Source organism: Faecalibacterium sp. 9 (assembly GCF_048320955.1).
In the GTDB taxonomy this organism is placed as follows: Bacteria; Bacillota; Clostridia; order Oscillospirales; family Ruminococcaceae; genus Faecalibacterium; species Faecalibacterium wellingii.
The window spans coordinates 961,332-974,952 of the sequence record NZ_JBLWGB010000001.1; the positions used below are offsets into that span (position 1 = coordinate 961,332).

At 58.9% G+C, this 13,621-nt stretch carries 10 protein-coding genes and 1 tRNA gene; 4 read left to right on the plus strand and 7 right to left on the minus strand.

Annotated features, from left to right (window positions below; translation table 11 throughout):
* From ACKXF9_RS04540 to ACKXF9_RS04550, 3 genes are all read right to left on the minus strand, one after another.
* Positions 1 to 879: a branched-chain amino acid ABC transporter permease gene (locus ACKXF9_RS04540; RefSeq protein WP_339395448.1), complete on the minus strand. Its 879-nt coding sequence runs from the start codon at positions 877 to 879 to the stop codon at positions 1 to 3.
* A gap of 170 nt (positions 880 to 1,049) precedes the next feature.
* Entirely contained in the window at positions 1,050 to 2,270 is a 1,221-nt protein-coding gene (locus ACKXF9_RS04545; protein ID WP_418265432.1) for an ABC transporter substrate-binding protein, read from the minus strand.
* A 265-nt stretch (positions 2,271 to 2,535) separates the two neighbouring features.
* Positions 2,536 to 3,957 (minus strand): MATE family efflux transporter, encoded by a 1,422-nt coding sequence (locus ACKXF9_RS04550; protein WP_418265433.1) that lies wholly within the window; start codon positions 3,955 to 3,957, stop codon positions 2,536 to 2,538.
* Between the two features lie 395 nt (positions 3,958 to 4,352).
* Between ACKXF9_RS04550 and eno the strand changes: the two genes are divergently transcribed.
* Together eno and ACKXF9_RS04560 are read left to right on the plus strand one after the other, a co-directional pair.
* A complete protein-coding gene (eno, locus tag ACKXF9_RS04555; RefSeq protein ID WP_418265434.1) occupies positions 4,353 to 5,651 on the plus strand; it encodes a phosphopyruvate hydratase in 1,299 nt (432 codons plus the stop codon).
* 372 nt (positions 5,652 to 6,023) lie between these two features.
* Positions 6,024 to 6,695 carry an Ig-like domain-containing protein gene (locus ACKXF9_RS04560; protein WP_418265435.1) on the plus strand — a complete coding sequence of 224 codons (672 nt, stop codon included), beginning with the start codon at positions 6,024 to 6,026 and terminating at the stop codon, positions 6,693 to 6,695.
* A 112-nt stretch (positions 6,696 to 6,807) separates the two neighbouring features.
* On the opposite strand, the gene ACKXF9_RS04565 is transcribed toward ACKXF9_RS04560, so the two are convergent.
* Both ACKXF9_RS04565 and ACKXF9_RS04570 read right to left on the minus strand, forming a co-directional pair.
* Positions 6,808 to 7,197, minus strand: a complete 390-nt coding sequence (locus tag ACKXF9_RS04565; protein WP_418265436.1) for an FMN-binding protein — start codon at positions 7,195 to 7,197, stop codon at positions 6,808 to 6,810.
* Between the two features lie 21 nt (positions 7,198 to 7,218).
* Positions 7,219 to 8,877: a glutamine--tRNA ligase/YqeY domain fusion protein gene (locus tag ACKXF9_RS04570; RefSeq protein WP_339395455.1), complete on the minus strand. Its 1,659-nt coding sequence runs from the start codon at positions 8,875 to 8,877 to the stop codon at positions 7,219 to 7,221.
* Positions 8,878 to 9,238: 361 nt separating this feature from the next.
* Here ACKXF9_RS04570 and ACKXF9_RS04575 point away from each other — a divergent pair, with 361 nt between their 5' ends.
* Positions 9,239 to 10,123, plus strand: coding sequence for a YitT family protein (locus tag ACKXF9_RS04575; protein ID WP_348584522.1), 885 nt, complete (start codon positions 9,239 to 9,241; stop codon positions 10,121 to 10,123).
* Positions 10,124 to 10,235: 112 nt separating this feature from the next.
* A tRNA-Pro gene (locus tag ACKXF9_RS04580) sits at positions 10,236 to 10,308 on the plus strand.
* 79 nt (positions 10,309 to 10,387) lie between these two features.
* On the opposite strand, the gene ACKXF9_RS04585 is transcribed toward ACKXF9_RS04580, so the two are convergent.
* Positions 10,388 to 11,533 (minus strand): ComEC/Rec2 family competence protein, encoded by a 1,146-nt coding sequence (locus tag ACKXF9_RS04585; RefSeq protein ID WP_339395457.1) that lies wholly within the window; start codon positions 11,531 to 11,533, stop codon positions 10,388 to 10,390.
* On the minus strand, positions 11,506 to 13,572 hold the full coding sequence (locus tag ACKXF9_RS04590; RefSeq protein ID WP_418265437.1) for a YgiQ family radical SAM protein: 2,067 nt from the start codon (positions 13,570 to 13,572) through the stop codon (positions 11,506 to 11,508). The genes ACKXF9_RS04585 and ACKXF9_RS04590 overlap by 28 nt, the downstream gene beginning before the upstream one ends.
* Between the last annotated feature and the right edge of the window lie 49 nt (positions 13,573 to 13,621).

Sequence of the window (13,621 nt, forward strand, 5' to 3'; positions counted from 1 at the left end):
TTACACCTTTTCCTGAACCTTGCGGCCAAGGAAGCCGGTGGGCTTGACCAGCAGCACAATGATCAGGATCGCAAATGTGACGGCATCCTTCCATGCGGAAAGGCCGATGGCGGAAACAAAGCACTCGCACAGGCCGATGGCGATGCCGCCGATCATGGCACCGGGAATGGAGCCGATGCCGCCCAGAACGGCTGCAACGAAGGCCTTCAGGCCCAGCATGGAGCCCATGGTGGGAGTTGCCTGCGGGTAAGAGCAGCAGTACAGCACCGAGCCGATGCCGGCCAGAGCGGAACCCACCGCAAAGGTAAAGGAAATGGTGCTGTTGACATTGATGCCCATCAGGCGGGCAGCGTCCATATCCTCAGAGACGGCGCGCATGGCCTTGCCGAGCTTGGTCTTCTGCACCAGGAAGGTCAGCACCAGCATGGACAGCACCGTGACCAGCAGGGTGATGATGGAGGTGAGGCCCAGCGGCACAGAGCCGATGCGGAAGGTCTGGTTGGTGTAGTAGGCCGGAATGACCTTTGCACCGGAGCCCAGGATCAGCTCGGCGGTGTACTCCAGGAAGAAGGACACGCCGATGGCAGTGATCAGCAGAGAGATACGGGGCGCGTTGCGCAGCGGGGTGTAGGCGATCTTTTCGATCACGACACCCAGCAGCGTGCAGGTGATGATGGTGGCGCACACAGCGGTGACCGGGCCAAGGCCCAGCTGGTTCATCACGAACCAGGACATGTATGCACCAACCATGATGACATCGCCATGGGCAAAGTTCAGCAGCAGGATGATGCCGTACACCATGCTGTAACCCAGTGCGATCAGTGCATAGATGCTGCCAAGGGACAGGCCGTTGATCAGCTGGCTAAAAAACACTGTCATGGACTGATACTTCCTTTCTTTGCGGCGGAGGACCCGCCTTTTGGGATACACTTTTTTACCAAAAAAGCGGAGACAGCCGAGCAAAACCTGTTCCGGCGGTCTCCGCAATGGGTCTTTTATTTCTGATTGCTGCCTTCATGCCGCACACCGGTGCGCAGGATCAAAGCAGATCAGAACATTTCCTTCAGAACGGGGGTTGCACCGTCGAAGCACAGGATAGCGGTCTGCTTGACGGGGTTGTGGTGCTCATCGAAGGTGAAGGTGCCGGTGATGCCATCGATGGTGCCGCCTGCGATGGCGTCGATGACGGCCTGCTTGTAGTCGTCATCGCCAGCAGCCAGACCGGCATCCTCAGCAGCCTGAATGCCGTAGACAACGGTCATGGCAGCATCGTAGCCCAGAGGAGCGAAGCCGTTGGGGTACTCCTCGCCGTACTCAGCCTTGTAGGCGTTCTCAAAGTCGGGGTTGGAGCCCTTTGCGTAGTTTGCGCAGAAGTAGGCGTCCTTCAGCTGGTCGGCCGTTGCGTAGCCTTCCAGACCATCCCAGCCGTCGCCGCCCAGGAAGGGAACTGCCAGACCGACGCTCTCAGCCTGAGCCAGGATCTGACCGACTTCCTGATAGTAGTTGGGGCAGAACACCACTTCGGGAGCCTTGCCCAGAATGGTGGTCAGCTGGGTCTTGTAGTCCACATCGCCCTCAGAGTAGGTCTCCTGATCGACGATGGTGCCGCCCAGACTCTCGAACTCGTTGACGAAGTTCTCTGCCAGACCCTCGTTGTAGTCAGCGCCCTTCTGGAAGATGACAGCTGCCTTGGTGTAGCCCAGCTTCTGGTAAGCGTAGTCAGCCATCTTGATGCCCTGGAACGGGTCGGTGAAGGTTGCGCGGAACACATTCTCGTTCACGGTGTCGGTCTCGGCATCGTAGGTGACAGCCTCAGCGGTAGCGGAAGCGGTGACCATGGGCATGTTGTAGTCTGCGCTCTCGGCAGCAAGTGCCAGAGTCGGGGTGGTGGTAACGTCGCCCACCAGAGCGGTGATGCCCTGATCGCACATCTTGGTGAAGCAGGTGACAGCCTGCGTTGCATCGCCCTGCTCATCCATGGTGATGATCTCCAGCTGCTTGCCGTTGATGCCGCCCTTTTCGTTGACCTGCTTCAGGTACAGGGTAGCACCGTTGATGACAGCCAGACCGTAAACGGAAACATCGCCGGTCATGGGGCCCAGAACACCGACCTTGATGGTGTCGCCGGAAGCGGCAGCATCAGCACCGGTGGAAGCAGCAGTGGAAGCAGCAGTGCTGCTGGAAGAACCGCCGCAGGCGGTCAGAACGCCGGCTGCAGCAACAACGCCAGCAGCGGCCAGAAAATTACGACGAGAAATCATCTTTTTCATAGTGAATTTCCTCCTTGGGAACATTCGTGATTCAATTATAAAAACGGAAGCAAGGCCCCTTCCCTCAAAGCGACCTTGCTTCGTTATCAATATTATAGACCCGCCGCCGCAAATGCGCAATTCACAAACCGTCCATACTTTTGGCTTCCGTTTGTGGACTTTGTTGACAAAATGGCTAAAACCACACAGATGTTTTTGTGCACTATTTCAAGTTGTTCATTTCATTTGTGCGTCAGATGAATCAAATTCACAAATTGCAAAAGGATTACAGGGTCTCCATTTCGGCGTCTGCGGCAAACACAGCCTCTGCACGCGCCTCGGCAGCTTCGCCCTCTGCTTCCGCTTTGGCCGGAGACTCTGCAAGGACCTTGCGGATGGCGGTAAAGTAGAACACCAGCGACAGACCGGTGCCGATGCACCAGCCCACAGGCCATGCCATCCAGATGCCGGTGGAGCCCAGCGCGGTGCTGCTGAGCACGATGGCAATGCCGACGCGCAGGATCAGATCGGAGAAGGTGGCGATCATAAAGCGCACCATCATGCCGCAGCCGCGCAGGATGCCGTCGGTGACCAGCTTGACCGACACCACGAAGTAGAAGGGAGACAGGATGTGCAAAAACAGCATACCGGTGTCGATGGCCGGGCCCTGCGGGTCATTCATGAACAGCAGCAGCAGGAAGCGGCCGAAGAAGAAGTACAGGAGCACGATGGGCACGCAGATGATCCACACCAGATTGCGGCCTGCACCAAAGCCCTCGTGCACACGGTCCATCTTGCCGGCACCCATGTTCTGGGAGGTGTAGTTGGAAATGCCGTTGCCCAGAGTGGTGAAGGAGGTGATGACCATATTGTTCAGCTTGACCGCTGCGGAGTAACCGGCGATGACGCTGGCACCAAAGGTGTTGATGACGCTCTGCAGGATGATGTTGCCCACCGAGACGAAGCTCTGCTGCAGGATGCTGGGGATGGCGACCATGGCTACCTTGCCCAGCATGTTCCAGGAGAAGAGCACCACCTTGTGGGTGGACTTGAAGGCACCGATGCGGCGGAACACTACCACCATGGCCAGCACGCAGCTCACGCCCTGGCACAGGAAGGTGGCCCATGCCACACCGGCTACACCCATCTTGAAACCGGCCACGAACAGGATATCCACGCCGATGTTGGACAGGGACGAGACTGCCAGAAAGTAGAAGGGCGTTTTGCTGTCGCCCAGAGCGGAGAAGATGCCGGTGGCAATGTTGTAGAAGAACATGAAGGGCAGGCCCAGCACATAGATATCCAGATACAGCGAAGAATCTGCAAGGATCTCCTCCGGGGTGTTGATGAGCTCCAGCAGGCCGTGGCAGCCCACCAGACCGATCAGCATCAGCACCGCACACAGCACCGCAGAGCCGATCAGCGAGGTGTAGACCGAGGTTTTCATTTCGTCGTAATCCTTGGCGCCAAAATAGCGGGACACGATGACCGAGCAGCCGATGTTGCAACCAAAAGCAAATGCAATGAAGATCAGGGTGATCTCATAGCTGTTGCCCACAGCAGCCAATGCGTTTTCGCCGATGAACTTGCCGGCAACAAGGCTGTCGGCAATGTTGTACAGCTGCTGGAAAATGATGCTGCCGAACATGGGCAGGCAGAACTGCCACAAAACCTGTGACGGCTTGCCTACCGTCAGATCCTTATTCATATGTAGATCCTCCTCTATCCTGTAAAAAACATGATCCGAACCAAAACAGAGTATAGAACGACCCTGCCAAAAAGTAAAGAAAAATTTTGGCATATCTGCCATACGAAATTTACATGGTCAGTACAACGCATCCCTGCTTTGCAAAAGGGGCAGACTATCCATACGCTTTTTCTCCCCTGTCCGGTGCCGCAGCCGCGTTCTGATGGCCGCGAGACTTCTGTTTTGCGTCCGGTCAAAAGTTTATGCCTGCAAACATGCGCACCGGCTCTTGCACCGGGGCACAAAGCGTGGTAGGATATTCTTGGCTAGTTAGACACAACTACCCAAACGGACAGCCACCCGTCTGCCCACCCGGGCAGCACCGGGAAGGAAATGATATTCAGGAGGTTTTCGAGATGAACTATCTGGAAATTGAATCTGTTGTAGGCCGCGAGATCCTGGACTCCCGCGGCAACCCCACTGTGGAAGCGGAGATCACGCTGGCCGACGGCACCGTGGCACGCGGCTGCGCACCTTCCGGCGCATCCACCGGCGAGTTCGAGGCGCTGGAGCTGCGGGACGGCGATAAGGGCCGTTATCTGGGCAAGGGTGTGACCAAAGCTGTGGAGAACATCAACACGGTCATCGCGGACGCAGTGGTGGGCATGGATGCTTCCGACATCTACGCCATCGACGCCGCCATGATCCGGGCCGACGGCACCAAGGATAAATCCAATCTGGGCGCAAACGCCATTCTGGCCGTTTCCATTGCCGCCTGCCGCGCCGCAGCCGCTTCGCTGGAAATGCCCCTGTACCGCTTTCTGGGCGGCGTAAACGGCAACCGTCTGCCCGTGCCCATGATGAACATTCTGAACGGCGGCGCACACGCCACCAACACGGTGGATACGCAGGAGTTCATGATCATGCCGGTGGGCGCACCCTCCTTCAAGGAGGCGCTGCGCTGGTGCGCAGAGGTATTCCATGCGCTGGCTTCCATCCTGAAGGCCAAGGGTCTGGCTACCTCCGTGGGCGATGAGGGCGGCTTTGCGCCCAACCTCTCCAGCGACGAGGAGACCATTGAGACCATTCTGGCCGCCATCGAAAAGGCCGGTTACGTGCCCGGCAAGGACTTCATGCTGGCAATGGACGCTGCTTCCTCCGAGTGGAAGAGCCCCAAGGGCAAGGGCTTCTACAAGCTGCCCAAGGCAGGCACCGAGTTCACCTCCAGCGAGCTGATCGCACACTGGAAGAGTCTGGTGGAAAAGTACCCCATCATCTCCATCGAGGACGGTCTGGATGAAGAGGACTGGGAGGGCTGGCAGGAGATGACCCGCGAGCTGGGCGGCAAGGTCCAGCTGGTGGGCGACGACCTCTTTGTGACCAACACCGAGCGTCTGGCCAAGGGCATCGGGCTGGGCGCCGGCAATGCCATTTTGATCAAGCTGAACCAGATCGGTTCTGTTTCCGAGACGCTGGAGGCCATCAAGATGGCCCACAAGGCCGGTTATACCGCCATCAGCTCTCACCGCTCCGGCGAGACCGAGGACACCACCATTGCCGATCTGGCCGTTGCTCTGAACACCTGCCAGATCAAGACCGGCGCTCCCAGCCGTACCGAGCGTGTGGCAAAGTACAACCAGCTGCTGCGCATTGAAGAACAGCTGGGCGGCAGCGCGGTCTACCCCGGCATGGCAGCCTTCAACGTGAAGCGCTGAGCGGCCCATCGCACCAACTGTTCCCATGGCACCTGTACTGCTTTTTTGGCGGTACGGGTGCTTTTTGTTTAAAGGCTGCCAATTTTTTCCTGCAATCTTCTGCACGGCCCGGACGTATCTCTGGCAGAACGGCCCGGAAGACCGCTTTGAAGGTTTGTCCTTTGCGCGGGCGCTGGTCCGGAATCACGCAAAGGAGAAGAACTTCATGTTATCTGCTATTTTACTGCTTTCCAAGCTGCTGGGCGAAGGCAGCCTGCTCAAGCTGCTGCTGTTTCTCTTGAAATTCGCAAAATAACTAGAAAAGTTCACACAAATGGGGTATTATAAGGATGGAAAGCTGTAGAGATTGCAGCGCGAAGGGAGGAAACCTTTATGAAAGTCAAAAAGTCTGTGGTGTTTGCGGCAGCATTGGCCTGCGGCATTCTGCTGGCAGTGCCGCTGGGTGCGGCGGCTGCATCTAACTATCGGATGGCCGAAAACGGCCCGGCAACCCGCGAGGAAAGTGCACGGCTGAACCGTACGTTTCTGTATCTGAACATTGAGTACAACGACCGCGCACCCCACGAGCAGCTGTCGCTGGACACGGCAGGGGACAGCGTGGTAAGCTGGCGCAGTGCAGACCCGTCCATCGTGACCGTAAGCCCGGACGGTGTAGTGACTGCCTGTGCGGAGGGCATCACCAACGTGTATGCCGATACGGCAAGCGGCACGACCCTGAGCTGTGCCGTGACGGTGACGAACAACATTGGCAGGGTGAGCCTGAGCGAGTCGCGCCTGTATCTGGAAGACATGGGCGGCAAGGCGGCTCTTACCGCCAGCGTGGCCGTGGAAAACCCGGCGGCAGTGCCCATCACATGGCGCAGCAGCAACCCGGCGGTGGCATCGGTGGATGTGAATGGCACGGTGACGGCTGTGGGCGAAGGCGAAGCCACCATTACGGCGTCCACTCCGGAAGGCCGGAACGCCACCTGCAAGGTGTACACCGGCGCTGTGGCTGTGCAGAAGCAGCAGAGCGGCGGTGCATTCCGCAATCTTTTTCAGTAAGCGATGAGAAAACGCGGCAGCGCGTTGAAAAACAGAAAAAAGGCCTCTGCGCAGGACGCGCAGGGGCCTTTTCTATGCCTGGGATTGATTCGGGATGCAGGCGCTTTGCCGCTTACTGAGCCTGACGCAGGCAGTCGTCCATGGCGGTAAAGATGGCCTGACTGGTCATAGTGGAACCGGAAACAGCATCCACGCCAGCGGTAGAACCGGTCTTGAGCAATGCAGCTGCCAGAGCTTCGGCAGCGGTGCCGCCCAGTTCGGGAGTCTCGCCGGAAGCGTCGATCTCCACACCGGTCACCCGGCCGCCGGTGACAGTGACCTTGACAGTCACATCACTCAGGCAGCCCTGCGCGCTGGACGTATAGGTGCCATCGGTCAGGCTGGCGGCGTTGTCGGCGGCAGGCACGGTGCCGGTGTTCTGGATGTACAGGCTGAGCGCAACTGCCATGATAACGGTAACAACAGCCATGAGGATCACGTTCCGGGTCATTTTGTTTTTCATGAAAGGTGGATGCTCCTTTGATTACTTTGCGGGCTTGAAGCTGTCACGCAGGGTGACGACGCGGTTGTACACGCCCGGGTTCTTGCTGTCCGGGGTAAAGAAGCCGGTGCGCACGAACTGGAACTTATCGCCGGGCTTTGCGTCCTTCAGGCTTTCTTCCAGCTTGCAGCCCTTGCGTGCCACCACGCTTTCCGGGTTCAGGTAGTCCTTGTAGTCGCTGCCCTCGGGGATGGCGTTCATGTTGGCCTCGGTGAACAGCTTGTCGTACAGGCGCACCTCGGCGTCCACGGCATGGGCGGCACTCACCCAGTGGATGGTGCCCTTGACCTTGCGTCCGTCGGCGGGATTGCCGTTGCCGGTCTCGAGGTCGGCGGTGCAGTGGATGGCCGCAATGCTGCCGTCGGCATTCTTCTCCACGCTCTCGCACTTGACGATGTATGCGCCCATCAGACGCACCTCACCGCCCACGGTCAGGCGCTTGAACTTCGGAGGCGGGACCTCGGCAAAGTCCTCGTTCTCGATCCACAGCTCGCGGGTGAAGGCCACCTTGCGGGTGGTGGTGTCGTTGGCCTCGCGGTTGGGGTTGTTGGCCACATCAAAGTACTCGGTCTTGTCCTCCGGGTAGTTGTCCACGATCAGCTTTACGGGGTCCAGCACGGCAATGCGGCGCTGTGCGGTCAGGTCCAGCTCACTGCGGATGCAGGCTTCCAGCTGGCGCATGTCGATGAGGTTGTCGGACTTGGAGATACCGGCCTCCCGCACGAAGGTGAAGATGGAGGTGGGGGTGTAGCCGCGGCGGCGCAGGCCGCACAGGGTGGGCATACGGGGGTCGTCCCAGCCGTCCACGATGCCCATTTCCACCAGCTCACGCAGGTAGCGCTTGCTCATGACGGTGTTGGTCATGTTCAGGCGTGCAAACTCGCGCTGTTTGGGGAAGGCAGTGCCGAAGATGTTCTCGATGACCCAGTTGTACAGCGGACGGTGGTTCTCGAACTCCAGACTGCACATGCTGTGGGTGATGCCCTCAATGGCGTCCTGAATGGGGTGTGCGAAGTCGTACATCGGGTAGATGCACCACTTGCTGCCCTGACGGTGATGCTCGGCGTACTTGATGCGGTAGATGGCCGGGTCGCGCATATTCATGTTGGGGCTGGCCAGATCGATCTTGGCACGCAGAGTCTTTTCGCCCTCCTGGAACTCACCGGCACGCATCCGGCGGAACAGATCCAGGTTCTCTTCCGGGGTGCGGTCACGCCACGGAGAAGGACGGCTGGGCTTGCCGGCGTCGGCACCGCGGTACTCGCGCATTTCGTCGCGGGTCAGGTCGTCCACGTAGGCCTTGCCCTCCATGATGAGCTTTTCGGCGTACTCGTAGCATTTATCAAAGTAGTCGCTGCCGTAGAAGATGCCGCCGTTGGGGTCGGCACCCAGCCAGTGCAGATCTTCGATGATGCTGTTGACGTACTCCTCACCCTCGCGGGCGGGGTTGGTGTCGTCCAGACGCAGGTTGAACTTGCCGCCGTACTGGTTTGCAATGGACCAGTTGATGTAGATGGCCTTGGCACTGCCGATGTGCAGGTAGCCGTTGGGCTCGGGCGGGAAGCGGGTATGGATCTCGCGGATCTTGCCCTCGGCCAGATCGGCGTCGATGATGTCGGTCAGAAAGTTTTTATCTGCCATATGTTTTCCCCCTGTCAAAGGCACAAAGTGCCTATATATTCCATAATACTATATAATACACTATTCTGCCGATTTCTTCAAGAGAAAACCCTCTCAGTCTCGCATACGCTCGCCAGCTCCCCCGAGAGGGGGAGCTTAACTCCTCCAGTCACCTTCGGTGACAGCCCCCTCAGAGATGGGGCCCTTGGCAGTACGGTAAAGCTTTCTCTCTTTGCCTGAAGGAGTCCTCCCTTCCTAAAAATCTCCGATTGATGTTATTTTCCACAACTTTTGTTCTATCCCTTGACACCGGCAGAGAAGGAGAGTATATTTTTGCATGGTGCAAGGCGGATTTTGCCGTGTTTAAAATAGGAGGAACCCCATGAACAGTTTAAAAGAAGTGTTCAGCTGGAAAAATATGCTGAAGAATTTAAATTTCTTTTGTGAGCTGAACCTTGGCCTGATCCTGACTGCGGTCGGCATCGTATACTTTAAAAATCCCAACCATTTTGCATTTGGCGGCACCTCGGGCCTGTCCATTCTGCTGGCAGACCTGTTCCCCCGGATCAACGTGGGCGGCTTCATGTGGATCATCAACCTGATCCTGGTGGTGCTGGGCTTCGTCTTTCTGGGCATCAAGACCATGGGCTGGACGATCTACTCTTCCTTTGCGCTGTCCTTTTTTGTGTCGGTGTGCGAGTGGCTCTATCCCGTCAACGTTTCCATGAGCGGTGACGCTATGCTGGATCTGGTGTTCGCAGTGTTCCTGCCGGCGCTTGGTGCGGCCATCGTGTTCGACATTGGCGCCTCCACCGGCGGTACGGATATTGTGGCCCTGATCCTGGCAAAATATACCTCTATGGAGATCGGAAAGGCCCTGATGGTCAGCGATATCCTCATCGTGCTGGCGGCGGCATGGCGGTTTGGCATGGGCACCGGCCTGTACTGTATCCTCGGCCTGATCGGCAAGAGCTTTGTGGTGGACGGTGCCATCGAGAACATCCGCCTGCGCAAGGTGTGCACCATCGTGACGGCCAACCCGCAGCCCATTCTGGACTTCATCATCAAGGAAATGAATCGCTCTGCTACTGTGGAAAAGGCCTACGGTGCCTACACCCACCACGAGCTCAGCGTTCTTGTCACGGTGCTGACCCGCCGTCAGGCACTGCAGCTGCGCAACTTCCTGCGCGAGAACGATCCCCGGAGCTTTATCACCATCGTCAACTCCAGCGAGATCATCGGCAAGGGCTTCCGCTCCTTTAATTAAGGGAAGGCGCAGGATCTGCCCGTTTTTGCCCATTGGTGCACAATGCCGTATTGACGAACGGCCCAAAAAACGATATACTATATCCCGGCGGTGCAGCAGTGCCGCCGGATGCCGGGGTGTTGCGCAGTTGGTAGCGCGCCTGCTTTGGGAGCAGGAGGCCGCGAGTTCGAGTCTCGCCACTCCGATATGAATAAAACCCACGGTCTGACGTTGCAAAATTCGTCTTTCCGTGGGTTTTTCTTTGCCTCGTCAGATCTGACGAGTTTATTTGATGCAGCTGGAGCAGGGCGTATAGCCTGCTTCCACGGCTTCCTCGTAGCTGGAGAACAGGACCTGATTCTTCTCTGCCGGCAGGTTCGGGCAGCTGGGCAGATGGAACTTTTTGCTGTTCACATTGCCGATGTAGGTCTGCTGGGCTGTGCTGGATGCTGCCGGGTCGGTGGGGTTCAGCGCGGAATCTGCCGCAAAATGCTCGGTGCCCACGGTGTAGTTCTGGCCGTCGGAACCAATGGTGATGGTGCCCTGCAGGTCGGTGCGGTAGACATCCACCCCAGCGTCCCGCAGGATGCTCAGGGTCTCCTCGTGGGGGTGGCCGTACTTGTTGTTCACACCGCAGGAGATGACTCCCATTTCCGGCAGCACCGCATTCAGGAAGAGGTAGCTGGTGGAGGTGCTGGAACCGTGGTGGCCCACCTGCAGAACATCGGCCCTGAGGTTGGCACCGCTGTTCACAAGGTCGGTCTCCGCCGTCTTTTCCATGTCGCCGGTCAGCAGGAAGCTGGTGGAGCCGTAGTCGATGCGCAGCACGAGGGAGGTATCGTTGGTGTCGCTGTACTGTGCCACCGGGCCCAGCATGGTCACGGTGGCACCGCCCAGCGGCCACATGGTGCCCACGGCAGGCACCTCTACCTGCAGGCCCTGCTGTTGGGTGTACTTGACAAAATCCTGAAAGCACTTGGTGGAGGCATCGGTCACCGGGCTGTACACATGGTACGCCGGGAAGTAGGCCAGCGCCGCAGCCAGACCGCCCACATGATCTTCATGGGCATGGGAGCAGAACACATATTCCAGCTGCTCCACCCCCTGACTCTGCAGGTAGGACACCACCAGACTGCCGTCGTCCACATTGCCGCCGTCGTAGAGCATGAACTGTCCGTCACACTCCACCAGCACGCTTAGCGCCTGACCGACATCGATAAAATGCACCTCCAGCGGTGCATCCACCGTGTCCACCGCCGCAGCGGCAGAGGACGGGTTCGGCACCACATCGGCGCTTCCGCCCGGAACGGACGGCAGCCCGCTGCAGCCTGCAAGGCTCAGTACCAGCGCGGCGGCAGCGGCCAGCGCAGCAAGGCGCTGCCACAGGCTTTTTTTATGCGGGGTCACTTTTTCTTCTTTCCAGTTTTCCACGTTGCGTTCTCTTTCTGTTGATCGTTTTTGGGCTTGTGCGCGGGTGCCGAATGGGGCGCAAAGCGTGCGCCGGGGCTGGGCGCACGGCCTGCCGGTGCAGCGCCGCGGCTCTGGCCGTGGGCAGTCTTGCCGTTATGGCCCTTCTGGTTCGGGCGCACCGTATAGGTGCCGTCATTGTGGATGGTCACATCGGCGGCTTCGGCCCGGCGGGCAGAGCGCTGCACGGCGCGGCGGCCTACGGCGGGCACCAGCAGGGGGATCAGGTCCTCCCGGTGGGTCATCTTCAACGCCTTGACCACCTTCTCGGCGTTGCGCGGTTCGTAGTACTGCAGCAGCGCCCGCTGCAGCGCTTTGCCCTCAGGGGTCTTTTCCACGAACACCGGCTTCAGGGTGTAGGGGTCCAGACCGGTGTAGAACATGCAGGTGCTCACGGTGCCGGGGGTGGGGTAGAAGTCCTGCACCTGCTCCGGGCGCATGTGGTTTTTGTAAAGATATTCCGCCAGATAGACCGCATCCTTGAGGGTGCTGCCCGGGTGGCTGGACATCAGATAGGGAACAAGATACTGCTTTTTGCCCGCCTTTTTGCTGAGCTCATAGAACTTATCCTTGAACTTGTTGAAGGTCTCGATGGGCGGCTTGCCCATGTAGGCCAGCGTATTGGGGGCACAGTGCTCCGGAGCCACCTTCAGCTGGCCGGATACATGGTACTCCACCAGTTCCTTGAAGAAAGTGTCGTCCGGGTCGGCCATCAGGTAGTCGAACCGGATGCCACTGCGGATGAACACCTTTTTCACGCCCGGCAGCTCCCGCACCCGGCGCAGGATCTTCAGATAATCGCTGTGGTCCACGATCATGTGGGAGCAGGTGGTGGGGGCAAGACAGTGCTTGCCGCCGGTGCACATGCCCCGCAGCATCTGCTCCCGGCAGGAGGGGAAGCGGAAGTTTGCGGTGGGGCCGCCCACATCGTGGATGTAGCCCTTGAAATCCGGCTCGTGGGTCATGCGCTCCGCTTCTGCCACGATGCTGTCCGCGCTGCGGCTGGTGACACGGCGGCCCTGATGCAGCTGGATGGCGCAGAAGTTGCAGCCGCCAAAGCAGCCGCGGTTCTGGATGATGGAAAACTGCACCTCCCGGATGGCGGGCACGCCGCCCATGCTCTCGTAGATGGGGTGATACCGGCGGGTGTAGGGCAGGGCATAGACCTTGTCCAGCTCCCCGCGCACCAGCGGCTTTGCGGGGATGTTCTGCACCAGATACTTCTCGCTCTGCTTCTGCACGATGATCTGGCCGCTGACCACGTCCTGATTGTCCATCTGGATGCGACAGGCCTTGGCGTAGGCGGTCTTATCCGACGCCACCTTTTTAAAGCCTGCGCACTCCACGTAGCGTTCGGGCAGATGGTCGAAGTCGGTCATGTAACAGGTGCCGTCCACATCCGTGATGATCTCCACCGGTTCCCCGGCGGCAAGGCGGCGGGCGATCTCCACGGTCTGGTGCTCGCCCATGCCAAAGCTGATGATGTCCGCGCCGGAATCCTCGGCGATGCTGGGCAGCACGGTGTCCAGCCAGTAATCGTAGTGGGCAAAGCGGCGCAGGGACGCTTCCAGACCGCCCAGGATCACCGGTAGGTCGGGATAGGCCTGCTTGGCAAGGCGGGTGTACACAGTGGCGCTGCGGTCCGGGCGTGCGCCGCCCTTGCCGCCGGGGGAGTATTCGTCCTCGGCGCGGGGGATCTTTGCCACGGAATAGTGGCTGACCATGCTGTCCACGTTGCCGCCGCCGATGAAAAAGCCATACTTGGGCTTGCCGAACCGCTTGAAGTCCTCGCAGTCGGTGTAGCGGGGCTGGGCCAGCACGCCGATCTTATAGCCCTCGGCTTCCAGCAGACGGCTGATGATGGCGGTGCCAAAGCTGGGGTGGTCCACATAGGCGTCGCCGCCCACCACCACAAAGTCCAGCTGCTCCCACCCGCGGGCCTCCATATCGGCCCGGCTGATGGGAAGAAATTCGGTGTAGATCTTAGGGGAAGAGTTGTCCATTTGCTAATATCCTCATTCTTGGTTGAACACGGGCGAGTGCTCTTTTATT